Annotated in this window: 23 protein-coding genes; 7 read left to right on the top strand and 16 right to left on the bottom strand. The window is 43.9% G+C overall.

Features of this window, described 5'->3' with window-relative positions:
• Nucleotides 1-7 precede the first annotated feature (7 nt).
• Nucleotides 8-376 carry a dihydroneopterin triphosphate 2'-epimerase gene (folX, locus tag V7R35_RS02845; protein ID WP_334013171.1) on the bottom strand — a complete coding sequence of 123 codons (369 nt, stop codon included), beginning with the start codon at nt 374-376 and terminating at the stop codon, nt 8-10.
• Nucleotides 377-448: 72 nt separating this feature from the next.
• On the opposite strand from folX, the gene V7R35_RS02850 reads away from it, so the two are divergent.
• The gene (locus V7R35_RS02850) at nt 449-1,495 is read left to right on the top strand and encodes an AI-2E family transporter (protein WP_334013172.1); all 1,047 of its coding nucleotides are present in this window, start codon (nt 449-451) and stop codon (nt 1,493-1,495) included.
• A 162-nt stretch (nt 1,496-1,657) separates the two neighbouring features.
• On the opposite strand, the gene V7R35_RS02855 is transcribed toward V7R35_RS02850, so the two are convergent.
• The 10 genes from V7R35_RS02855 to V7R35_RS02900 all read right to left on the bottom strand — a co-directional run bounded on the left by V7R35_RS02855 (nt 1,658) and on the right by V7R35_RS02900 (nt 11,483).
• Complete coding sequence (locus tag V7R35_RS02855; RefSeq protein ID WP_334013173.1) at nt 1,658-2,989, bottom strand: ATP-binding protein; 1,332 nt, start codon at nt 2,987-2,989, stop codon at nt 1,658-1,660.
• Nucleotides 2,986-3,660 (bottom strand): response regulator transcription factor, encoded by a 675-nt coding sequence (locus V7R35_RS02860; RefSeq protein ID WP_334013174.1) that lies wholly within the window; start codon nt 3,658-3,660, stop codon nt 2,986-2,988. The genes V7R35_RS02855 and V7R35_RS02860 overlap by 4 nt, the downstream gene beginning before the upstream one ends.
• An 8-nt stretch (nt 3,661-3,668) precedes the next feature.
• Nucleotides 3,669-3,935, bottom strand: coding sequence for a PepSY domain-containing protein (locus V7R35_RS02865; protein ID WP_334013175.1), 267 nt, complete (start codon nt 3,933-3,935; stop codon nt 3,669-3,671).
• A 497-nt stretch (nt 3,936-4,432) separates the two neighbouring features.
• Nucleotides 4,433-4,732, bottom strand: coding sequence for a YciI family protein (locus V7R35_RS02870; RefSeq protein ID WP_334013176.1), 300 nt, complete (start codon nt 4,730-4,732; stop codon nt 4,433-4,435).
• A gap of 6 nt (nt 4,733-4,738) precedes the next feature.
• Nucleotides 4,739-5,548: a tryptophan synthase subunit alpha gene (gene trpA / locus V7R35_RS02875; RefSeq protein ID WP_334013177.1), complete on the bottom strand. Its 810-nt coding sequence runs from the start codon at nt 5,546-5,548 to the stop codon at nt 4,739-4,741.
• Complete coding sequence (gene trpB / locus V7R35_RS02880; RefSeq protein WP_334013178.1) at nt 5,548-6,729, bottom strand: tryptophan synthase subunit beta; 1,182 nt, start codon at nt 6,727-6,729, stop codon at nt 5,548-5,550. The genes trpA and trpB overlap by 1 nt, the downstream gene beginning before the upstream one ends.
• Before the next feature lie 22 nt (nt 6,730-6,751).
• On the bottom strand, nt 6,752-8,161 hold the full coding sequence (gene trpCF, locus V7R35_RS02885) for a bifunctional indole-3-glycerol-phosphate synthase TrpC/phosphoribosylanthranilate isomerase TrpF (RefSeq protein ID WP_334013179.1): 1,410 nt from the start codon (nt 8,159-8,161) through the stop codon (nt 6,752-6,754).
• On the bottom strand, nt 8,154-9,185 hold the full coding sequence (trpD, locus tag V7R35_RS02890) for an anthranilate phosphoribosyltransferase (RefSeq protein ID WP_334013180.1): 1,032 nt from the start codon (nt 9,183-9,185) through the stop codon (nt 8,154-8,156). The genes trpCF and trpD overlap by 8 nt, the downstream gene beginning before the upstream one ends.
• Entirely contained in the window at nt 9,178-9,810 is a 633-nt protein-coding gene (locus V7R35_RS02895; RefSeq protein ID WP_334013181.1) for an aminodeoxychorismate/anthranilate synthase component II, read from the bottom strand. The genes trpD and V7R35_RS02895 overlap by 8 nt, the downstream gene beginning before the upstream one ends.
• Entirely contained in the window at nt 9,807-11,483 is a 1,677-nt protein-coding gene (locus tag V7R35_RS02900; RefSeq protein ID WP_334013182.1) for an anthranilate synthase component 1, read from the bottom strand. The genes V7R35_RS02895 and V7R35_RS02900 overlap by 4 nt, the downstream gene beginning before the upstream one ends.
• A gap of 278 nt (nt 11,484-11,761) precedes the next feature.
• Here V7R35_RS02900 and V7R35_RS02905 point away from each other — a divergent pair, with 278 nt between their 5' ends.
• The 5 genes from V7R35_RS02905 (at nt 11,762) to rluB (ending at nt 15,793) form a co-directional block, all read left to right on the top strand.
• A complete protein-coding gene (locus V7R35_RS02905) occupies nt 11,762-12,604 on the top strand; it encodes a PHP domain-containing protein (protein WP_334013183.1) in 843 nt (280 codons plus the stop codon).
• Nucleotides 12,605-12,761: 157 nt separating this feature from the next.
• Nucleotides 12,762-13,382, top strand: coding sequence for an L-threonylcarbamoyladenylate synthase (locus tag V7R35_RS02910; RefSeq protein WP_334013184.1), 621 nt, complete (start codon nt 12,762-12,764; stop codon nt 13,380-13,382).
• 42 nt (nt 13,383-13,424) lie between these two features.
• Nucleotides 13,425-14,279: a segregation and condensation protein A gene (locus V7R35_RS02915; protein ID WP_438823444.1), complete on the top strand. Its 855-nt coding sequence runs from the start codon at nt 13,425-13,427 to the stop codon at nt 14,277-14,279.
• The gene (gene scpB / locus V7R35_RS02920) at nt 14,266-14,859 is read left to right on the top strand and encodes an SMC-Scp complex subunit ScpB (RefSeq protein ID WP_334013186.1); all 594 of its coding nucleotides are present in this window, start codon (nt 14,266-14,268) and stop codon (nt 14,857-14,859) included. The genes V7R35_RS02915 and scpB overlap by 14 nt, the downstream gene beginning before the upstream one ends.
• Nucleotides 14,860-14,896: 37 nt before the next feature.
• Nucleotides 14,897-15,793, top strand: coding sequence for a 23S rRNA pseudouridine(2605) synthase RluB (gene rluB, locus V7R35_RS02925; RefSeq protein WP_334013187.1), 897 nt, complete (start codon nt 14,897-14,899; stop codon nt 15,791-15,793).
• 60 nt (nt 15,794-15,853) lie between these two features.
• Here rluB and V7R35_RS02930 read toward each other — a convergent pair whose 3' ends face one another.
• Nucleotides 15,854-16,408, bottom strand: a complete 555-nt coding sequence (locus tag V7R35_RS02930) for a sugar O-acetyltransferase (RefSeq protein ID WP_334013188.1) — start codon at nt 16,406-16,408, stop codon at nt 15,854-15,856.
• A 31-nt stretch (nt 16,409-16,439) separates the two neighbouring features.
• Entirely contained in the window at nt 16,440-17,111 is a 672-nt protein-coding gene (locus tag V7R35_RS02935) for a hypothetical protein (RefSeq protein ID WP_334013189.1), read from the bottom strand.
• Between the two features lie 743 nt (nt 17,112-17,854).
• Here V7R35_RS02935 and V7R35_RS02940 point away from each other — a divergent pair.
• A complete protein-coding gene (locus V7R35_RS02940) occupies nt 17,855-19,138 on the top strand; it encodes a DUF445 domain-containing protein (protein ID WP_334013190.1) in 1,284 nt (427 codons plus the stop codon).
• Between the two features lie 16 nt (nt 19,139-19,154).
• On the opposite strand, the gene tmpT is transcribed toward V7R35_RS02940, so the two are convergent.
• The 3 genes from tmpT to recN all read right to left on the bottom strand — a co-directional run bounded on the left by tmpT (nt 19,155) and on the right by recN (nt 22,079).
• Nucleotides 19,155-19,802, bottom strand: a complete 648-nt coding sequence (gene tmpT / locus V7R35_RS02945; RefSeq protein WP_334013191.1) for a thiopurine S-methyltransferase — start codon at nt 19,800-19,802, stop codon at nt 19,155-19,157.
• A gap of 114 nt (nt 19,803-19,916) precedes the next feature.
• Entirely contained in the window at nt 19,917-20,273 is a 357-nt protein-coding gene (locus V7R35_RS02950) for an outer membrane protein assembly factor BamE (protein ID WP_334013192.1), read from the bottom strand.
• Nucleotides 20,274-20,393: 120 nt separating this feature from the next.
• Entirely contained in the window at nt 20,394-22,079 is a 1,686-nt protein-coding gene (gene recN, locus V7R35_RS02955) for a DNA repair protein RecN (RefSeq protein WP_334013193.1), read from the bottom strand.
• Between the last annotated feature and the right edge of the window lie 312 nt (nt 22,080-22,391).

Here is a 22,391-nt window from a genome sequence, read left to right on the forward strand (position 1 = left end):
AAGTCCGTTATTCAGATTTGTTGCAAGACAACATAAGTGATACCGAGTCTGAGAAGCGTAGTGCATGAGGCTTATCAACCTCTACTTCTGCATAACGCACTGATGAGTGCTCTGCCGCAATAGCCAATACATCAGCTGTTAACTTTTCTAGTAATGAGAAGCGGTTGTCTTCAACCAGCTTGATGATGGCCTTGGTGATGGTTTTATAGTTAAGCGCATCGTCCATATTATCTGTGTTCGTTGCCTTTTCGGCGTCGTAGTCAATTTTCACATTAACCACAACATCTTGCTTATTTTTTATCTCATCTTCGTTTATACCAATGTAGGTACGAAGTCTGAGGTTCTTGATTCTTATAGTGGCAAGGTTAAAGTTCATTACAGTCTCTTGTTTGTAGTTGAATATAAGTCGTTGTAAAGTGTTGCTGTTTTATTCAGGAATGTAGCACAAATGTCTATGGAACTACGCTCGTCAACAGCAAAAATTCTTATTGTACTTGCATGTCTCGTTGTCGTAATGGCGGGTATTAAGGCCGCAAGCACAATAATGGTGCCCTTTTTTCTTTCGATCTTTATCGCAATTGCGTGCAGTCCAATTATTCACTGGACGTCAAAGTTCGGCATACCAAAGTGGCTCTCTATCACCTTTGTTATACTGCTAATTGTTATATTTGGTTTTCTTTTAGCTGGCCTTGTTGGGCAGTCAATGACAGAGTTCAGAGAAAATCTTCCTGAATACAGAACTAAATTAGACTCGGAATTCGCGTGGGTTGTATCTCAGTTATCAGAGTACAACATACATATTAATCGCGAGCTAATTGCTTCCCACTTAGACCCTGCTACTGCAATGTCTGTCGCTACAAATTTCATAAGCGGTATGGGAGGTGTTCTATCAAACCTGTTTCTAATTTTGCTTACGGTTATTTTCATGCTTTTTGAAGCAGACAGTATCCCTCGTAGGCTGCATATAGCATTAGCCGACCCAGGTATGAAACTGAAGCACATAGACCGGTTTATTAAGTCGGTTAACAGCTATCTTGCGATTAAAACGGTGGTGAGCTTGGGAACCGGTTTAATTATAGGTATATGGTTGTACATAATGGGTGTTGACCATTTCATGCTATGGGCTGTTCTGGCTTTTATGCTGAACTTTATTCCTAACATAGGCTCGATAATTGCCGCCGTGCCTGCAGTATTAATTGCTTTTGTACAGTTGGGGCCGGCATCAGCGGGCTTTGCTGCGCTTGGTTTCTTATTAGTAAATACCATTATGGGCAACATGGTAGAACCGCGCTTGATGGGTAAAGGGATGGGGCTTTCAACCCTTGTTGTGTTCTTGTCTTTAATCTTTTGGGGATGGTTACTTGGCACCGTAGGTATGCTTCTTTCGGTACCACTTACAATGGTGGTTAAAATAGCGCTTGAGTCTAGAGAAGAAAGCAAGTGGCTTGCTGTTTTACTATCAAGCGATGGTGATGAAGTGGCGAAGGCATCGTGATTCTAGCTTTCTATGTGAACTTGTTTATATAAAGTTTTACGTGGACAGACACTTTTAAACAGCCGTGTTTGTCCATGTCTAATAAAATGCATTTACATGGACAGACACTCTTAAATACGTTAAGAACTTTTCTTCTTAACGTATTTAAGAGCGCATAGATAATTAACGTTTCTGCGGAAACTTTATGATAATGTTTGCACCGCCCAAGTCACTGTCTTCAATTTGCATTCTGCCCTCATAAATGGAGACTAAATCAGCAACTAGTGCCATGCCTATGCCGTGACCTTCAGCGTAAGTATCAAGCCTAGCGCCTCGCTCTAGCAGCATAGCTTTCTTATTAACTGGGATCCCCGGGCCATCATCTTCAATTGATATTGTTAACCATGCACCAATTGTCTTGGCTGAAACCAATACTTTGTTCTTTGCAGCCTTGCAGGCATTGTCTAAAACATTCCCACAAAGCTCCATCAAGTCGGTTTCATCACCATTGAACGTTGCATCTTCACTAACGTCAAAGTCAATTACTAGTGCTTTATCTTGATAGACTTTATCCATCGCGTCAGCAAGCCGATGTAAGACAGGCTCGACATTAATTGCACTCTGCCAGCCAGACTTTCCAGCGCTCGCACGTTTTAATTGTCGCTGGATAATGCGATCAATTTGATTGAGTGAATCAGACACTTCGGCAGGTAGCTCCTTGTGGCCGGACGCCACGGCTAGCGGGGTTTTTAAACTGTGTGCTAAATCGCCCAAACTGTTCTTATATCGAGTGCGTTGAGCCGCTTCTGTATGAAGCAGGTCATTAATTGAATGTTTTAGCGAATCGAATTCTACAGGGTATCTTGCATCTAGCTTTTCTTTATTGCCGCTAGAAGCTTGGGATATTTCATCAATCAGCTTCCTTACAGGAAGTAGAATTACGCTGATACCGATAACAATGAAAACAAGTAACGCTAAACAAAGCGTAACAATCCACTGCCATGTTGTAGTCAGAAAGGTTTCTCTTTCTTGTTGAAACAGAGCCTTATCGTTGAAGATGTAAAAACGCACAGGCTCAAAATCTCTACTTGAGGCAAACTCTGCGGTAAAGGCATACACAAAGTATTCTGAGTTTTGGGAAAAGTCAGGCTCAACAGATTCAACAAATAGTTCGTTTCCAACAGGCACGTCAATGTCTGGGGTCGTAAATGTATATTCAAGTGCAGATGCAGACTGCCAAATCACTTCGTTTCTAAATACGATAATACCCAAGTAACCCGAACCTGGAAGGTTTAATTGCTCCTCGTACAGAATCTCGGGCATGTAGGGCAGGTCGCCGTCTAATTCAAATGCAGACAGTAACCCTAAGTTCATTAGGCGTAGTTCACTCATCTTTGCTTGTGTAAGGCTTTTTGTGTAGGCCTCTTCAAGAATTACTACAGTGAATGGTGCAAACAGCGCTAGTAGCGCTACTGCAAGTAAAACGCTTCTTACTCTAAGAGACAGCTGCCTCATAGGCTACGGTTAATCCTATAGCCGCGACCGCGCAGTGTTTCAATAGGTTTAAGCTCGCCAGAAGGATCTAGTTTCTTACGTAGTCGACCAACAAAAACCTCAATTACGTTGCTATCCAGGTCGAAATCTTGGTCATAGATATGCTCGGTGAGCTCAGTTTTAGAGATAACCTTTTGTGGATTTAGCATCAAGTATTCCATCACTTTATACTCATATGCCGTTAAATCGAGTGCCTGTCCATTCAGCGACAGTTCTTCACTTACTGTATCAAGCGATATTGGGCCGAACTGAATAGTTGGGTTTGCTTGCCCTGAAGCGCGTCTGATCAAAGCTTTTGCTCTTGCGAGAAGCTCTTCATCGTGGAAAGGTTTGGTTAAGTAGTCGTCAGCGCCGGCATCTAACCCTTCCACTTTTTCTTGCCATCTGTCGCGTGCAGTCAGGATCAAAATAGGGCAAGTAATATCGGCCTGTCTGGCTTTTTTTATGACTTCAAAGCCATCTAATTTAGGCATGCCAATATCAATAATGGCAAGGTCGTAGCTGTATTCTTTTATCAAAAAAAGAGCGTGCTCACCATTGTCTGCAAGGTCTACACTGTAACCATGTTGCTGCAGCAAGGCGTCCAATTGAGTCAGTAGTCTACTGTCGTCCTCAGCAATTAGAATGCGCATAACTGTCCCTATCTATCTTTCGATGTTTTAACGTTACCTGAGCGCTTATCGACATCTACCGATACAACACGCCCCGATTTTTTAAGTACTTTTACCCGGTAGCTTTTCGACGTTTGTTCAACCTTAAGAACACGTCCATTCTCAGCTTTGCGGGCTCGTTCAGCGGCTTCGCTTTTTGTAAGGTTGCCGCCAGAATTTTGCAATGCAGAAGCTGGGCTAACGAAACTAAACGCCAGCACAATGCAAACAACCAAAACTCGAAGCGATAATGTCATACAACCTCACAATAAAAACAGCGCTCGCGCCAAACTAAAAGCAAGTATATCGCGGCAATCTGAACAGTTACTGAATTTAGATTAAGTCTACCTCGCCATTAGGAATGTGTATAGCGTGAAAGCTTTAGGAAGCTGTGATGAAGGGCAGTAAATCGAAGAGTTACTAGCAAAATTACAAGGACACACACTTCTATCTTGCGTTAACGGAAGAACGTCGGTCTGCTGGATTACATAAACAATACTCTTAAAAGGGAGGGACGTTAAAGTGTCTGTCCACGAAATGCTTATAGTGCCTGTCCACATAAAGTATTCCCAGATAACCTGCTGTTGCCGAACATCAATAGAGTGCTTGTCCACTTAAGCAAAAGTGTCTGTCCACGTAAAAAATTGAAGTGCCTGTCCACTTAAAAATTGCTCATATTTAAAAACATCAACAAACCTCCAGCCACAAAAAAGCCCAGCTTTGCTGGGCTTTATACGCATTAATTACTACCTGATTAAGGAAGCACTTTTTTATACGGCTTAACAACAACTTTGTCGTACACACCTGCCTCGATGTAAGGGTCAGCATTAGCCCATGCTTGTGCTGCCTCTAGCGACTCAAACTCGGCAACAACTAAAGAACCTGTGAAGCCGGCAGGTCCTGGATCTGGACTATCGATAGCAGGGAAGGGGCCTGCCATCGTGAGTCTACCGTCTGCTTTAAGCGCGATAAGTCGCTCTAGGTGAGCAGGGCGCGCAGCTAGTCGCTTCTCTAAACTATTTGGTGTGTCTGTCGCACAAATCATATAAAGCATTAACAATTAACCCTTATTTGTCGCGGCTTTCATACTCTCAACAAAGCTGCCTAATTCACTAAGCATTTTTTCATTGTTGTCTAGGTTTGCAGCAATAATGTTCACTGTTGCAGAGCCAGAAATTGCGCCTGCGGCGCCAGCATCTACCGCCGACTTCACCTGTTCAGGTGTCGAAATACCAAAGCCAAGTAATGCGGGGGCGGCATTGTGTTTGTTTAACCTAGCTATTAAGTCAGCAGCTGGTACATTTGCTGCGGTCTCTGCACCCGTTACGCCTGCACGACCTAACAAATAAGTGTAGCCTTTGGAGTACTCGCCAATTTTTTCCATGGTCTCATCGGTTGCATTTGGCGGTGCAATTAAAATTTGAGAAATTCCAGTACTGTCAGCCGCTTTTTGGAAAGGGGCTGCTTCGCGAATAGGAACATCAGCCACCAAGATGGAATCGACGCCCGCTTCTTGCGCCTTTTTGTAAAAGCCTTCAATACCTTGTGCCATTACTAGGTTGCTGTATAGCAATAACCCAATAGGCACATTAGGGTACTTTGCGCGAACGCGTGAAATTACGCCTAGGCAGTCGGCAACGGTAACTTTATGACTTAAGGCGCGAATAGCCGAAGCCTGAATAGTTGGGCCATCGGCGATGGGGTCTGAGTAGGGAATGCCCAATTCAAGTGCATCTGCGCCACTTTCAATTAACTGGCAAATTATCGCTTCAGACTGTACAAGGTCAGGATCGCCAACCATAACGAAGGGTACGAATGCGCCTTGGTTTTTTTCGTTCAGTTGCGCAAACATTTCAGCATATCTATCCATTATAAATCGTCCCCTAGAATGTTAATAACGTGCGCAAGATCTTTGTCGCCGCGACCAGATAAGTTCACCACAATGATAGTTTCTTCTTCTGCTTCATCTGCCATGTTCAATGCATGAGCTAGAGCATGTGATGACTCAAGCGCAGGAATGATACCTTCTTTTCTGGCAAGGAGTTGAAACGCGTTCAATGCTTCTTCATCGGTAGCCGCTACATATTCAGCGCGACCAATATCGTGTAAGTACGCATGTTGCGGGCCTACTGCTGGGTAATCTAGCCCGGCAGACACCGAATAGCTCTCTTCAATTTGGCCTTCTTTGTCTTGCATGATAAACGTGTATGCGCCATGCAGAATACCTTTGGTACCCGTTACAATCGTTGCACCGTGCTCTTTAGTATGAACACCTTTACCTGCAGGCTCCACACCAACCAAACGTACTGAAGGTTCGTCGATAAAGTCGGCAAACATACCAATAGCATTCGAGCCGCCACCAACACAAGCCACTACTGCATCTGGCAAACGGCCTTCTTTTTCCATAATTTGAGCACGCGTCTCTTCGCCAATCATACGATGGTATTCACGGACAATAGTTGGGAAAGGGTGAGGGCCTGCGGCTGTACCTAGTAAGTAATGTGCAGTTTCATAATTTGCAGACCAATCACGCATCGCTTCGTTCACGGCATCTTTTAGCGTACCAGACCCGGCGTTTACTGGGATAACTTCGGCACCCATTAACTTCATTCGGAAAACGTTAGGGGCTTGTCGCTCTACGTCTTTAGCGCCCATGTAAATACGCGCTTTAAGGCCTAATAGGGCACACGCCAAGGCGGTTGCTACACCGTGCTGTCCAGCGCCCGTCTCGGCAATTACTTCTTTTTTGCCCATACGTTTAGTTAGCAGTGCCTGTCCAAGAACTTGGTTGGTTTTATGCGCACCGCCGTGAAGCAAATCTTCACGCTTTAAATATAGTTTTACCTTCGGGTTACTAACCAAATTACGGGTTAACGTCATTGACGTTGGACGCCCTGCATAATCTTTCAATAATGAAAGGAATTCTTCATTGAATGACGGGTCTTCTTTCGCGTCTAAAAACGCTTTTTCTAGCTGGTCTAGTGCAGGAATTAGCAATTCGGGCACGTACATGCCACCAAATTCGCCAAATTTTGTGTCTAGTTGGTTCATTACGTTGTCCTGTTTCTTAAATTTAGTACTGACGGCACACATCGAAAAGTGCGCGCAACTTGTCTGATGATTTTTTGCCAGGGGCGTCTTCCACGCCGGAGTTCACATCAATCACGCCACAGTGAGTATTTATTGCGCTTTTTATATTGTGCGGGCTGATACCCCCAGCAAGCACTAGCTTTTCTTTTTGCTCAATTTCATCAAGCAGTTGCCAGTTGAAAGATTCACCTGTACCACCTTTTGCATCGCCAACTTGGCAGTCAAGTAAAACGCGGCTAACAAGTGGGTTATTAAAGTGTCTGTCCACGTTAATAGGCATCGCATTCGCGTTATCTGCTTTTACCCCTTCTACCACCCATATTTCGCAGTTTTCAGGTAGTTTTGGCGCTAGCGCGGCTACATAGGCTTCGTCTTCATCGCCGTGCAGCTGCACAGCGTGTAGGTTTAGTGTTTTGGCAATTGTTGCAACTTCATCGGCATCGCTGTTTACAAAAACACCCACGTAAGCGCCTTGCGTTTTTTCAACGATGTTTATTGCCACGTCTGAACTAACATAGCGAGGTGATTTTTCTGCAAAAATAAGCCCGCCGAAACTTGCGCCGCTATCAAAGGCAAGCTTAGCTTGGTCGGCGGTTGTTAATCCGCACACCTTAACCGCGCCGTTAACCAATGTTTTAACTGCTCGAGGCAAGTCTTGTTCTGCCATTAAAGCGCTGCCAACTAGAAAACCTTGTGACAGCGGAGCAAGTCGAAGCACGTCGTCGTGGGTATAAATTCCCGACTCTGAAATCACTACGAAGTCATGTGTTGCTCTCTCTAGCATTGGCACAAGGCGTTCTGTAGTGGCGAGGTCTGTAGATAAATCGCGAAGGTTGCGGTTGTTAATGCCAATAATGTTGGCTTCAAGTGCAATGGCCCGCAGCATTTCTTCTTCGTTACTCACTTCGGTCAGAATGTCTAAGTTTAAGCTATTCGCTACTTTGGCAAGCTGTCGGTACTCGTCGTCACTTAAAACACTCAGCATTAATAAAACGGCGTCTGCGTTGTAATGACGTGCCAAATAAACCTGATACGTTTCTACGAAGAAGTCTTTATTTAATACAGGTTGAGAAACGCGCTCGGTAACATAAGCAAGATACTCAAATTTGCCTTGGAAATACTTTTCGTCGGTAAGTACAGAAATTCCCGCTGCATAAGGCGTGTACGCAGCCAGAATTTCATCTAAATCAAAGTTCTCTCGGATGAGCCCTTTCGACGGAGACGCCTTTTTGCACTCAAAAATAAAGCCCGCATTGGGTTCGCTTAGTGCTTCGAATAAGCTTTTCGTTGATGGAACAAGCGCATCTTTAAATGTTTCTAGCGGTAAAGCCGCTTTTCTTGCCGCTATTTCTTCGCGTTTGTCTGCAACAATTTTCTCAAGCACATTAGCCATTCGTGCTTACCTCCTGAGTAATTTTGGCAACCTTCGATAGTAGCTGCATGGGTAGACCTTTAGCCATAGCCTCCATGGCCATTTCAGAACCGTCTTTAAAAGAGCTCGCTTTGCCTGTGACCTTAAGTAATGCACCGCAATTCATTGCTATGGCAGCTCTGTGAGCCTCTTTTCCCTCACCATTAAGGGCTGCCTCAACGAATTGTTTGTTTTCCTCGGGTTCGCCACCCTCTATCGCCGAAAGTGGGAATCGAGGAAGCCCGAAATCATCCGACGTCACAGTAAGCCTTCTAATGTCACCGTGCTCTAAATCGTAAATTAACGACTCGCCATGCAGCGCAAGTTCATCAAGCCCGTCACCATGTACAATCATGGCGCGATGTTGACCCAGCAGCATAAGGGTTTTTGCATAAGGTTCAAGCAATTCGGGAGAGTATACGCCGAATACACCGTGTGTTGGACCGGCAGGGTTGGCCAATGGGCCCAGTATATTAAATAGGGTTCTGGTCTTCATCGCAGCGCGCACGGGGGCTGCGTGGCGCATTCCTGCGTGATAAACAGGCGCAAAAAGAAATGTGAAATTTGCTTCATCTAAGCATTTTTTCGATACATCGGGGCTAATTTCTAAATTTAGACCAAATTGGCGGAAAAGATCAGCAGAGCCAGATTTGCTCGATACACTTCTATTTCCGTGCTTTGCTACCTTCACTCCGCATGCGGCAGCTACAACGGCAGCGGCACTAGAAATGTTTATAGTGTTATGGCCATCGCCTCCCGTTCCCACAATATCGGCAAACTCGTAGTCTGGTGATGGAAAGGGGAGAGCATTTGCTACCATCGCGCTCGCTGCACCGGCAATCTCGCTTGGGGACTCTTTTTTCATTTTTAGTGCAGTTAGCACTGCAGCCATCATCACTTCACTTTGCTCGCCGTGCATGATGCTGTTAAATAGGCTGTATGCCTCTGTTTGCGAGAGTGATTCTCGCAACATAAGTTGTTCTAGTAATGGGCCAGCGTTAAGCATGGTTCGCTTCCTGTTGGGTCAAATAGTCAATACTTTGCTTTAGCAATTGGCTGCCTTGCGCCGTTAATATGGATTCCGGATGAAATTGAAATCCCAGCATGCGGTCATGTTCGCTGTACACAGCCATAACAGCCTCGCTGCCATCATCATTAATGGTTGAAGCACATACACTCAACGCACTGGGAAGTTCATGAGCAACTAATGAGTGATAGCGCGCAACGTGAAGCGGTTGTTGAAGCCCTTCAAACATTGCTTTCTCTGAATGTGTAATGGCTGATGATTTACCATGCATTACTTGGCTGGCGCGGCCAACGGTACCGCCGTAATGCTCTACAATAGCCTGATGGCCTAAACAAATACCAATTACTGGAAACACGCCGCGTACTTTATCAAGTAGTTTCGGCATACAACCTGCCTCGCTTGGTGCGCCGGGGCCTGGCGATAACATTAAAAGCACAGGCCCTTTTGTTGCCTGCTCCTGCATGCGATTAAACAGTGTGTCGGCACATACCGTGTTTCGGTATACCTTAATGTCCAAATTCAAGGTACGCAGCTCGTCCACCAAGTTGTAGGTAAACGAATCAACGTTATCAAGAAGAAAGAGGGTGGTAATTTGTTGATTCATTGCTTGCCCTCTGTGCTTGGTTCAAATTCTTCTTTAAGCGCTGCTTTAACAGCGCCAATGACTGCCTGTGCTTTAGCGCGCGTCTCATCTGCTTCTGCCTGTGGGTTTGAATCGTGTACCACGCCAGCACCGGCTTGGATATAGGCAGTGTTGTTTTTAACAAATGCAGAACGAATAACAATACACGTATCCATATCGCCTTTACCGTTCAGATAACCTACTGCGCCGCCATAACTCCCCCTGCGTTTTTGTTCAACTTCACGGATGAGAGTGGCAGCACTTACTTTTGGTGCCCCCACTAGCGTACCCATGTTCATACAGGCTTGATACGCATGCAGTGCGTCTAAGTCGTCGCGCAATTGACCTACAACCCGTGAAACCAAATGCATCACGTGAGAGTAGCGGTCTACTTTTAAAAGGTCTTTTACATATCGTGTGCCGGGGCGGCTTACCTTGGCCACGTCATTACGCGCTAAATCAACTAGCATGATGTGTTCAGACTTTTCTTTGGTATCTTCGCGAAGGTTTAATTCAATACGACTGTCTAAGTCTCTATCAATAGTACCGTCTGCTCGCTTGCCTCTAGGTCGGGTACCTGCAATAGGATAAATTTCTACTTGATTACTTTCACTATCGTATTTAAGTGCTGACTCAGGGGATGCGCCAAATATGCTAAACGCTTTATCCTGCAAGTAAAACATGTAAGGGCTTGGATTCGATTCTTTTAATTTAGCATAAGCCAGAAGCGGTGACGGGCAGGGGAGAGAGAATGTGCGTGACGGCACCACCTGAAAAATGTCACCAGCCAAAATATGTTGCTTTAAATCTAGAACGTGGTTGCAGAATTCCTCGTCACTGACGTCAACCTGTTCCTCTTGAAATGTGTGTGACGAAAGTGTCTGTCCAAGTTCAGAACCACTTACAGAATCATGTTGAGCGTATTGAGCCAATCGGGATCCTTTAAGAACAGGCTCTGCTGGCATATCGTGTAGCTGCTGGTGAATAGCTTCTAAACGTTGAGCAATAGCGAAATACTGCTGTGCAACGTCGTGTCCGCTAAAGACGCTACCAATAAGATGGGTTTCGCGCGTTTGGTGGTCGACAGTTATCAGTGTCTCTGCAAGATAAAACACAAAGTCTGGGCAGTCGTTTTCGCCTTCGGCAACATTAGGAAGTTGTTCAAAACCGGCTAGCATGTCGTAGGCAAACACACCGCCCAAAAACACAGCGTGAGGATGCTGACGTATGGGCGTTATTTTGTTTACTACAATGCGTAGGGCGTCCATCACGCTTGCCGCTTTTAATCGACTGTCTTCGTCCAAGTCACTCGCCACTTCATCGCACTCAAGAATTACATGGCTTTCACTGCTGTCTATGACGTTTAAACCAACGGGGCTTTGTGTTGCAAATAAGGGTAAAACCGATGAGCCGTTATCAGTTAACGCCGTAATTTCAACGCGATTACCTCTGCACTCCATGCGCAATGCAGCATCGACCATCAGCAGGCTTTGTAGGTCGTCTTTCGACTCTATTTCTGCCGACTCTAGCAAAAGCGCATTGCTAGAATTTCCACACAGGTGGGCGAAAGCAGCAAGCGGATCATCAATATAATGCCCCGCTTGTTCTATTGTCTCTACTTTACCTGGGGATGTGCCCAGTTCCGCTAAACTCATTTTTGCTTCTCTCCAACTGCAAAAAGATAAAAAAAAGGCCCGTATCAACGGGCCTTTATGTGTTTTCATTCACGCACTATCGTACACACCGCCCGTTAAGTAAGGGAGTGCCACCACCAAGCTGCAACTGTCATTGCTGTATATTTATTTTGCGTGTGCATGAATTACTCGTTGTTTGTTCAAACTTCGATAGGATTTGAAGTCGTTAGTACGTATACTTTGTGTATATAGAAGAAAACAAATCGCCTTTTGTGTCAACCATAAATTTGCATAAGACATTGAAAATAGATCTACATAGCCATACAAAATTCTCAGATGGGCATTTAACCCCAGAAGAATTAGTACTTCGTGCGCACACCATGCAAGTGGATGTACTCGCAATTACCGACCATGATACTGTCGCCGGTTTAGATTCAGCGCATAGCGTTCAAGCTAAGCAAAAGCGGGAACTCACAATAATCGACGGGGTAGAAATATCCACGATGTGGCATGGTTTTGATATCCATGTTGTTGGTTTAAATGTTAATCGTCAGTGTCCGGATTTTTTAGAGCGCCTTAACGGTCAGGCACAAGTGCGCGAAGCGCGTGCGGAAAAAATTGCGGAGAAATTAGAAAAGTGCGGCTTTGAAGGCGTACTACCAAGAGCCAAAGCGCTCGCAGGAGTAGGGCAAGTAACACGTGCACACTTTGCCAGAGTGCTTGTAAACAACTACGGCGTGCCGACCATGGAAGCGGCGTTTAAAAAATACCTTGGCAAAGGCAAACGAGCTGCGGTTAAAGCCGAGTGGCCGAGCATTGAAACTGCAATAAAGTGGATCCAAGACGCTGGCGGTCAAGCAGTGCTCGCACACCCTGCGCACTACGACATGACAGCCAAATGGCTTCGTCGATTGGTGGCCTTATTTGAAAGTGCCGGCGGTGATGCAATTGAAACTGCGTTTCCTGGCATCAATAAAACAAAGCAAGAGCTTATAAATGAACTTGCGTTAACGCATGGCTTGTTGGCGTCGGCGGGGTCTGATTTTCATTTTCCATCGCGCTGGACAGAGCTTGGTAAAAACTTGGGGATTAGCAGCAAACTTACGCCTATTTGGCACAATTGGACGCAAATTGAAGCGTAGGTTTATCATTTTATTGCTATTGATGAGCGGCGATTGCTACATAGGTGTATGTTGAAAAGGCAAGTGCCGAAGCGACGAGTGCTATATAGGTTAGCGTTAAGGGTTGTGGAATGTATCAATCGTTAATCATTAAACGTGTTAAGACAAAGGAGGCGTCATGAGCCAGTTTTTTTATGTTCATCCAGACAATCCGCAAAAGCGTTTGATTACGCAAGCCTGCGAGCTAATTCGAGACGGTGCAGTTGTGGTTTACCCTACCGATTCGGGGTATGCCATTGGCTGTCAAATTGAAGACAAAAAAGCACTTGAACAGCTATGCCGAATTCGACAAATAGACAAAGAGCATAACTTTACGCTGATGTGCAGAGACATGTCTGAGCTATCTATTTACGCGAAGGTGGATAACACGGCATTTCGTCAAATAAAAAATAATACGCCTGGAAGCTATACCTTTGTGCTCAAGGCAACTCGAGAAGTGCCAAAGCGTTTACAAAACCCCAAACGCAAAACTATTGGTATCCGCGTACCTGATAATGCTATTGCTCTGGCATTGTTAGAGGAATTAGGCGAGCCGCTGATGTCTACATCGTTAATTCTTCCAGGTAATACCATGGCCGAGTCCGATCCTGATGTTATTCGCGACAATTTAGAAAAACAGGTTGGGCTAATAATTCATGGCGGCTATATTGGTGAGCACCCTACTACGGTGGTAGATTTATCAGAAGATACGCCAGTTATTCTGCGTCGTGGAACTGGCGACCCATCACCATTTGAGTAAATAAGAATAATAAGCGCGTGAAGTGCGTAACAAGAATAAAATATTGTGTCGGATATCACAGAGAACAGCATAGAAGATAAGCGAGTGGAGGGCGTTACGCCCATACAGCAACCACTGCCACTTGCATTTATTAACGGTGAAGCGTTAATAGAAAAGCCTGAAGACCTTTTTATTCCACCCGATGCACTAGAGGTAATTTTAGAAACATTTGAAGGGCCTCTAGACTTATTGCTGTATTTAATCAGAAAACAAAAATTCGATATTACCACCTTACCTATTGCAGACGTCACCAAGCAATACATGGAATATGTTGATGCAATGATGTCTCTTAAGCTTGAGCTCGCAGCCGAATACCTTCTTATGGCTGCTATTTTAGCCGAAATAAAGTCGCGCCTTTTACTGCCAAAACGAAGTGATGATGTTGACGAAGAGGAAGATCCTCGTGCAGAGCTTATACGAAGGCTAAAAGAATATGAGCTGGTAAAACAGGCTGCAGAAGACTTAGATTTACAGCCTCGATTGGAGCGTGACATATTTAAAACACACGTCGAGACGAGTGACAGCGTAGCGCCCATTCGTATTGAGCCCGATGTGACACTGGCTGAAATTGTGCTTGCTTTTAGCGCGGCCATGAAACGCGCAGATGCATTTGAAAATCATACTATTGAGCGCGAGGCGTTAAGCACTAGGGAACGGATGTCGTTAATTCTCTCTGTTTTAACTAACGCAGAATACACGCCACTAGAGCGTCTTTTTACTGTAGAAGAAGGTAAGGCTGGTGTGGTGGTTTGCTTCCTTGCAATACTCGAATTGGTAAAAGAACAGCTTATTTTATGCATTCAGGCAGGTCCTTATGCCAAAATTCATGTAAAATTAGGTGCTCATGAAGAAAATTAACACGGCGCAGCTTAAGCAGTTGGTTGAAGCAGCAATCTTTGTTGCTGATAAACCCATTTCAAGACAACAGCTTAGAGAAACTGTACTAAACGAATTTAGCGTGGCTGATAGAACCCTTAGCAAGGTGCTTAATGAACTAAAGCTAGACTATCAACCTCGTGGCATTCAGTTAGTTGAAGTAGCAAGCGGCTTTCGATTTCAATCGTTAGATGCGCTTAGCCCGTGGTTAAGTAAATTATGGCAAGAAAATGCGCCAAAGTATTCACGAGCCATGCTCGAAACATTGGCGCTAATTGCATACCGTCAACCCATTACGCGCGGCGAGATTGAGCAAGTGCGTGGTGTTGCGGTAAGCAGCAACATTATAAAAACACTCACAGAACGAGACTGGATAAGGGTAGTGGGTCATAAAGAAGTGCCGGGAAGACCCGCGCTGTATGCTACTACCAAAAGTTTTTTAGATTACTTTTCAATGACATCATTGGGCGATTTACCCAACGCTGATGCGTTTGAAAATATGGCTGAAAGCATTGCATCCGACTCGCCGCTTAAGGTGTTAAATGAGGCACCGTCTGAATAGACCGTGCGACCGTAAACAAGCAATAAAGAGTGAAACCATGACTGAAAAGTTGCAAAAAGTACTGGCTAACCAAGGGCTAGGCTCGCGACGAGAAATGGAACGTTGGATAGAAGAGGGACGTGTATCAGTAAACGGCGCAGTAGCGACGCTAGGTGATAGAGTCGATCACACTGCGCAAATTCGCGTAGACGGTCATTTATTGTCTCGTCAAACCGAACAGCCAATTTGCCGCGTGTTGATGTACAACAAACCAGAAGGCGAATTGTGCAGCCGTCACGATCCTGAAGGACGTGATACCGTTTTTGATAGATTACCTGCTATTCGTTTAGGCCGATGGATAACCGTTGGTCGCCTTGATATGAATACCAGTGGTTTATTGCTTTTCACTAATGACGGTGAATTAGCGAACCGCTTAATGCACCCCAAATGTGAAGTTGAACGCGAATACGCAGTGCGTGTTTTTGGAGAGGTAACGGGCAAAACGCTTAATACCCTGCAAAAAGGTGTTGAACTTGAAGACGGCGAAGCAAAGTTCCTGACAATATCTGGTACACCAACACCGCAACATGCTGAAGAAGAGAGCATGAACCGCTGGTTTAATGTTACCTTGAAAGAAGGGCGTAACCGTGAAGTGCGCCGCTTGTGGGAATCGCAAGGCGTTCAAGTAAGTCGACTTATTCGTGTGAAATACGGCCCGATTGAACTTCAAAAACGTTTGCCGCAAGGTGCATGGGTTGAGCTTGGACTTGAAGATGTCAACGCGCTACGCAGCCATGTTCAACTACCAGATGAAACGCAAACGATGGTAAACGTACGTCAAGGTAAGCTTGATCACGCAAGGCTAAGTCGAATGCGTCGTTCTGTGAAGAAGCACAAAGTGCGTAAGCAACAAGGCTTGAACAAGCGCGCTGGACGCCCAGGTAAAAGAAAGTAACTTTAAAAAACCGCTCGTTAGAGCGGTTTTTTATGTGTTTATTTGAATAGCGTTATCTTTTTAGGAGACTGGTTTTATTACTCTTGCAGGATTGCCCCCAATAACCACATTGTCGCCAAACGACTTGGTTACCACTGCACCAGATGCAACCACAACATTATTTCCCAACGTAACGCCTGGGTTAATAACCGCATTCCCGCCAATCCAGCAGTTATCTCCTAACGTAATAGGTTTGGCAAATTCGATACCTGTAGCTCGCTGCTCAGCATTAATAGGGTGAGTGGCCGTGTAAATACCTACTTGGGGGGCAATCATACAATTATCGCCAATTGTTACCTTGGCTGCGTCTAAAATAACGCAGTTAAAGTTAGCGTAAAAATTTTCACCTACATGAATATTATCGCCATAGTCACATTTAAACGATGACTCGATATACAGGCGCTTTCCGGTACTGCCAAATAATGCTTTAAGCAGTTGCGTACGTCTCTTATGTTCAGTCTGGCAGGTTGCATTTAGAATATCGAGTTGCTTGCGGCACGCCTTGCGCATTGAAGTAAGCAGCTTGTCTGACGGGAAATAAAGCTCTCCCGCCAGCATCTTTTCAAGTTCGGTCATATTACGTAAAGTTGATTTTAAAAATCACAAATTACTGTGCGTTTCGGTAGCTTACAACAACTTTTTGCTCAATCGCTTGGTTTTCTATTTCAAGGTTTACTGGGCGCTCTAAAATAATGTCACCATCAACAGATACTGAAGCATCTATAACAAGTGTAGGAGTTGAGTCAGACATCTTGCCCCATGAGCTTTCACTTGCTCTGTAAATAATGTCACCGGCAATATGTGTGTTGTCAGTAAGGGTGATGTCGCCATTTACTGTTTCAATATCACTGCCAATAGTACTGTTTGTAATTGAAATATCACCGTTTACGGTTTCGATATCACCACCCACTTTACTATGCGCTGGGATCAAAATATCACCGTTCACCGATTCAATATCATTAGTTACTGTTAAGTGCGATGTCGCTGTAATATCGCCATTTACAATATCAATGCTCGACACGGTAACGTGGCTTTCCATCTCTAAATTACCATTAACAATGCTAACATCGTCAGCGCCGGCGTTGTCACTGATTTCCACGTTGCCATTTACAGAGGAAATATCGCCCGCATGTTTGCCTTCAGCGATATCTATGTTGCCTAAAATTGAGCTGAAATCGCTGCCATCCATTGCGCTTGCATTGCCAACGTGAACTACGCAGCCAGAAAGTAATGACGAAGTAGCTAGTAAAATAGCGCCAGCAACAAGAGATTTATTCATTTTATATCCTTACATTCTTAATTCATGAACTTATATCTCAAGTTCTTCACTTATTATGCCATTATTGAATTTTTCAATCTAATCAATGTTTTATGGCTTTTTTAAGGTGTCTGAAAATAAAGGTGAAACACTGAGTTGCCTAGCAATTAGCAATACTGACTAAATGTTAAGGAAAATAGCTAATACTCAACTAAATAAAAAGAGTGCCTACTCTAGTTAGGAAGTTTACGTGGACAGACACTAAGAAAGTTTACATGGACAGACATTCAAACATGCAAGCTTATAGCGTTACGTGGACACACACTCAAAAACTAAGACAAGCAGGGCTCTCGTAGAATTCTAGAGATTAACTTTTAGCGAGGGGCATATAGGTTTGTTATACAGAAAAGCTCTAAAAGTGCCTGTCCACGTTTATAAAGCCTTATGTGGACACACACTCAAAATGCTTGCTTACCATTGATTTATTGAGCTCAACGTAAAAATGAAAGGTAAGGAGCACTTGGTACAAAAAAGTCTATAAAAGTGTCTGTCCACGTTAGTACACGTTAGTACACGTTAGTGCACGTAAACAAATGCAGTTCAGTTAGAGTGCCTGTCCACGTTGAAAAGAATGAATTAGTGATGAATGTTTGGTTTGGGAAGTAGTCGGTCTGTTGTTTGCATAGTTTTTCTTTTCTTTGGGAAATATGTGATGCTGGTGATTGGTGGCTTAGTTTGTGGTTTGTAAAGTGGAGAAGGAAATTTTGGATAAACATGCACAGTTAACACGTGCGAAGCGGCTTGCGTTAGGTTGTCTAATTATTGCTGCTAGCGTTTTCGTGTTAACAACGTTGGCTCCTCGATTTTTTCCATCACTATCAGGTGCTTGGTGGCTAGGCTTGACAAAAATGGCGAGCGAAGCGGCGCTAGTTGGAGGCTTGGCAGACTGGTTCGCCGTTACTGCGCTTTTTAAGCCTATCCCTCGTCGTTATCCAATTCCCCACACCAATATCGTCGCAACAAATAAGTCTGTTATCGCAGAAAATCTATCTCTGTTTGTAAAAGAAAAGTTCTTCCATCCAGATGCAATAGAAAAGCTTATTGCTAGCAGTAACCCTGCAAAAGGGGCGGGGCGTTGGCTAAGTGTTGATGCTAACTCGGCTAGACTAAGTCGCTTCACGTGTGATGCATTAGCGGGCTTGTTGCGTGTACTCGACGATAAGCCAGTAAAAGAGTTTATATCGCGCACTGCAGAGAAAGGTATTCATCAGTTAGATTTACGTCAGCTAATGTCAACGTCGCTTAACGCTGTAACAAGAGAGCGCCAGCACCAGGTTGTTTTAGATCGTATCCTTGGAAAATTGGCGCACCTGCTCGCTCAGCCAGATACACAGGTTTACATTGCCGATACTCTAGTTGTTTGGTTAAAAACAGAATATAGCCGAATTGAAAAGTTGCTACCTTCAAGCTGGTTAAGTGAACAAGGGGCACTTATTGCAGTAAAAGCAGTGTCGAGTATTTTAGAAGACATTTATAACGACGAAGAGCACCCAATAAGGCATGCTTTTGATGAGCAAGTACATGAGTTTTTGTACGAATTACAACACAGTCCATTAATGGAAAATAAAGTTAATGGCTACAAAGACAAAATCATTAACGACCCGGCATTGAAAAATTACATCCATCAAAGCTGGGCTAAACTGAGCAATTGGCTTTTATCTTCCCTTGAAGAAAAACAAGGGAAAGCGGAAGCGAAAGTCGCCAAGTTATACAAAGAGCTAGGCACTAATTTGAACAGTGATGGTGAATTGGCTCTGGCCTTTAATAAGCATATTGGCGAAGCTGCCAAGTATATGGCGCCAGAGCTTGCCGATTTTCTTACACGACATATCAAAGATACGATTAATAGTTGGGATGAGAGGGAAATGGCGCAGCAAGTAGAGTTAAATATTGGAAGAGATCTTCAAAAGGTAAGGATAAATGGCACCATTGTGGGTGGCCTTATTGGCGCCATTTTATTTGGTATCGAAACTTTAATGGCTTTTTAGAAGCCAGACAAGCTAACTAGCTATTCCCCTTTAAATGGAATACAAGGTTGTCTGCATCTACTTTGCCTTTGAGCTTACCTTCAAGCACCGATCTCTCTAACCTAGTTATGACGTAGGTATCGCCATACAACGACTCGACGGTTGCTTCGTTAACACTAAAAGGGGGGCCGGGCATGCGGCTTTGGTCGTATTCAAAAGAAACAATAAGCTGAGGCGCGCTTTCAGTTATTTCTACAATATGTGATGCGTAAAGAGAGCGCATTGCATCAGGTAGGGCAACTAAAGCTGCTCTGTCGTAAACACCGGTCACCGCACCAATATCATTTGCCGTTAGCTTAAAAATGTCACCTACAAACACAGTAAGGTTTTCTTTGTGGAAAATTTTACCGGTAGGTGTTTGTGATATAGACGGTGCCTCGCCAAGCTCTTCAAAGAGTTGGGTAACAGCAACTTCACTTAACTCTGCACCTACTACCGATGCGCCTTGCGACAATAACCAGGCAATGTCTCGCGTTTTTCCACAAAGCGGTACAAAAATACGTGCTGAATTTGGCATAGTGCCTAGTAAATACTGAGCATGTTTTACTAGTAGAGCGTTCCCTTTAGGCTCGTGAAATCCAATCTCATTTTTCTGCCATTTACTGTGCCAAAAACTGTGTTCCATTTATCGTCCTTTGTGTTTTAGTAAATCAAAACGCCAACAAACATAGTGTTTGCCAAATGTAGGAAATGAAAAGACTGGGGGATAACAAAAAGGAGTGCGAGCACTCCTTTTTTATTAACTGTCTAGCGGGGTATCAAAGTCTTCAGAGAGCTCAAAGTCACCTTCCACCGACTCTACTTTGTTATCTACAAAGTGAATGATCATCTGCTTTTGAAAATCTTCGCCGCGCTTTCTCATTCCGCGCTTCATATCATAAACGTAGTACCACGTATCATCATTAAACGAATCTTGAACTACAGGGTTTCCAAGAACATAAATAACCTGTTCTTTAGTCATGCCGATGCGTAGTTTTTCCACGTCACGTTGATCAAGGAAGTTTCCCTGGGGCACGTCGATTCTGTAAATCCAGTTAGAACAAGCGGTTGATGTAAGCGTGATACCAAGTATTACTAGTAGGTGTTGCAACTTCATGCGTTATTAAGTCCAGTATTGCCTTTGTTCGTGTTCGGTCAACGGAATAGTTAATCCGAACTGTTTTAATGCAAGCGCGAAGGCATGCTACATTGACAACTATGACCAATCAACTGCATTTTAGTTCGATGCGGCGCTTTTAAGCAGTTCTTTTGCATTAGCCAACGCAGATTTGGTTATTTTATCACCTGCAAGTAGTCTTGCCAGCTCATCAATTCTGTCTTGCTTGGTTAACGCTAACATTTGTGTTTCTGTACTTTCACCATCAGTAAGCTTCGTCACGAAAAGCTGATTATGCGCTTGCGCTGCAACTTGAGGTAAATGGGTTACGCACATAACCTGCGCTTGATTGCCAAGTCTGCGAAGAAGCGCGCCTACAATCGATGCTGTAGGGCCACTAATACCAGTATCTACTTCATCAAAAATCATTGTAGGCGTAGCATGATTGTCACTGGCAATAACTTGAATTGCCAAACCAATTCTTGAAAGCTCACCGCCTGACACCACTTTTTCAAGTTTATCTGCATCCTGACCAGGGTTGGTAGATACCTTAAATTCTATATTGTCTAAACCTGTGCTTGAGGGCTTTTTAAGTTCGTCGTACAACACGTCTATGGCCACTTTTGCATGTGGCATATTCATTTGTTGTATTTGCGCTTCAATGTCTTTTGCTAAATTAACTGCTGCGCACGAACGACTTTCAGACAACGCTTTCGTTGCAGCAAGATATTGTGCATGCATATTGTCTACTTCTGACTCAAGGGTGCCCAATAACGTTTCTTGTTCTCCTAGCGCACTAAATTCGCTTGCTAGCATCTGGTGATATTGGAACAAGGCTTCTGGCATTACCGCATGCTTTCTGGCAAGTTCCATGGCTTTGGCATAGCGCGCCTCTACTTGCTGTAGTCGAAGTGGGTCAATTTCTAACTGATCGCAGTAGCTACGAAGCTCACTAGCTGCTTCTTCAACTTGTATAGAGGCTTCGTTTAGAAGGCTTATAATTGGCGTTAAGCTTGCGTCGTGGGCTTCTAGTTCACCTAATCGCTCAATACTATTTTGAATGACTGCTAGCGCATTCCCCTCGTCGTTTTCATACAGGTTGTAAACGCTGGTTTGAGCTTGTTCAAGTAAGCTTTGCCCATTACTTAGGCGCTTGTGTTCTACTTCAAGCTCTTCAAACTCACCCTCTTCAATAGCAAATTCATCTAGTTCTTGTACTTGATAAGTTAATAGCTGAAGTCTGTCTTCTCGTTGTTGAGCTTGTTCTTTTAACGATTGCAGCATACGCTGCTTTTCTTTCCAGTTTGAATATGCGTGTTCAACGCTATCTATTTGACTGGTGTGTTTTGCGTAGGTATCAAGAAGCGAGCGTTGATGGTCTTCTTTCAATAATTGCAGATGCGTATTTTGGCCATGAATAGCCAACAAATATTGACCAAGCCCTTTAAGCTGTTGCAGCGAGGCGGGAACACCATTAATAAAGGCTTTTGAGCGGCCTTCTTTTGACACTACGCGTCGAACAAAGCAGCTATTTTCGTCTTCATCTGATGTAAGTTCATGTTCATCGAGGTATGTTTTCGCAGCCGAATTACCTGAAAGCGAAAAATGCGCGATTATTTCAGCTTTTGCTGCACCTTTTCTTACGGCATTGGCGTCGGCGCGCTCTCCAAGGCACAGACTTAATGCGTCTATTGCAATTGATTTACCAGCACCAGTTTCACCGGTAATGGCCGTTAAACCATTTTCTAGCTGAACAGACAGCTGCTTTACAACGGCAAAATTAGAAATTGATAAATGCGCCAACATAAGTACACCTTCAAAATAAACATGATGATATATACAGTACGTGTAAATATATACAGTATTTTTTGTGTGTAAAGTGAAGATTGAAATTAAAAAGAGTTACAAGCGAGGTGATAGCGTTAAGTTGCTGATATTAAGCGTTTAAAATTTTTTATGCTCAACGTCTGCTGATTAAATTTTTTTCGTTTTAAGCATTAACGCGTTAAACAGTACTGTTCAACACTGTACAGCATTTTCGTTTCGTGTGGTAAAAAGGATTAAGTATTTTCTTAAATGGAAAAATCATAAAAAAGGAGAGGGCAATCCTCTCCTTTT

Origin of the sequence: Alteromonas sp. S167 (assembly GCF_036864375.1) — a bacterium.
Taxonomy (GTDB): Bacteria; Pseudomonadota; Gammaproteobacteria; order Enterobacterales; family Alteromonadaceae; genus Alteromonas.

Coding starts and splice junctions, on each gene's coding strand:
- V7R35_RS02910 (WP_334013184.1), top strand. CDS start 12,762: ATGAGCCAGTTTTTTTATGTTCATCCAGACAATCCGCAAAAGCGTTTG.
- trpCF (WP_334013179.1), bottom strand. CDS start 8,161: ATGGCTAATGTGCTTGAGAAAATTGTTGCAGACAAACGCGAAGAAATA.
- V7R35_RS02930 (WP_334013188.1), bottom strand. CDS start 16,408: ATGACCGAACTTGAAAAGATGCTGGCGGGAGAGCTTTATTTCCCGTCA.
- trpD (WP_334013180.1), bottom strand. CDS start 9,185: ATGCTTAACGCTGGCCCATTACTAGAACAACTTATGTTGCGAGAATCA.
- V7R35_RS02860 (WP_334013174.1), bottom strand. CDS start 3,660: ATGCGCATTCTAATTGCTGAGGACGACAGTAGACTACTGACTCAATTG.
- recN (WP_334013193.1), bottom strand. CDS start 22,079: ATGTTGGCGCATTTATCAATTTCTAATTTTGCCGTTGTAAAGCAGCTG.
- V7R35_RS02950 (WP_334013192.1), bottom strand. CDS start 20,273: ATGAAGTTGCAACACCTACTAGTAATACTTGGTATCACGCTTACATCA.
- tmpT (WP_334013191.1), bottom strand. CDS start 19,802: ATGGAACACAGTTTTTGGCACAGTAAATGGCAGAAAAATGAGATTGGA.
- V7R35_RS02870 (WP_334013176.1), bottom strand. CDS start 4,732: ATGCTTTATATGATTTGTGCGACAGACACACCAAATAGTTTAGAGAAG.
- scpB (WP_334013186.1), top strand. CDS start 14,266: ATGAAGAAAATTAACACGGCGCAGCTTAAGCAGTTGGTTGAAGCAGCA.
- V7R35_RS02850 (WP_334013172.1), top strand. CDS start 449: ATGTCTATGGAACTACGCTCGTCAACAGCAAAAATTCTTATTGTACTT.
- trpA (WP_334013177.1), bottom strand. CDS start 5,548: ATGGATAGATATGCTGAAATGTTTGCGCAACTGAACGAAAAAAACCAA.
- trpB (WP_334013178.1), bottom strand. CDS start 6,729: ATGAACCAACTAGACACAAAATTTGGCGAATTTGGTGGCATGTACGTG.
- rluB (WP_334013187.1), top strand. CDS start 14,897: ATGACTGAAAAGTTGCAAAAAGTACTGGCTAACCAAGGGCTAGGCTCG.
- folX (WP_334013171.1), bottom strand. CDS start 376: ATGAACTTTAACCTTGCCACTATAAGAATCAAGAACCTCAGACTTCGT.
- V7R35_RS02855 (WP_334013173.1), bottom strand. CDS start 2,989: ATGAGGCAGCTGTCTCTTAGAGTAAGAAGCGTTTTACTTGCAGTAGCG.
- V7R35_RS02935 (WP_334013189.1), bottom strand. CDS start 17,111: ATGAATAAATCTCTTGTTGCTGGCGCTATTTTACTAGCTACTTCGTCA.
- V7R35_RS02900 (WP_334013182.1), bottom strand. CDS start 11,483: ATGAGTTTAGCGGAACTGGGCACATCCCCAGGTAAAGTAGAGACAATA.
- V7R35_RS02895 (WP_334013181.1), bottom strand. CDS start 9,810: ATGAATCAACAAATTACCACCCTCTTTCTTCTTGATAACGTTGATTCG.
- V7R35_RS02865 (WP_334013175.1), bottom strand. CDS start 3,935: ATGACATTATCGCTTCGAGTTTTGGTTGTTTGCATTGTGCTGGCGTTT.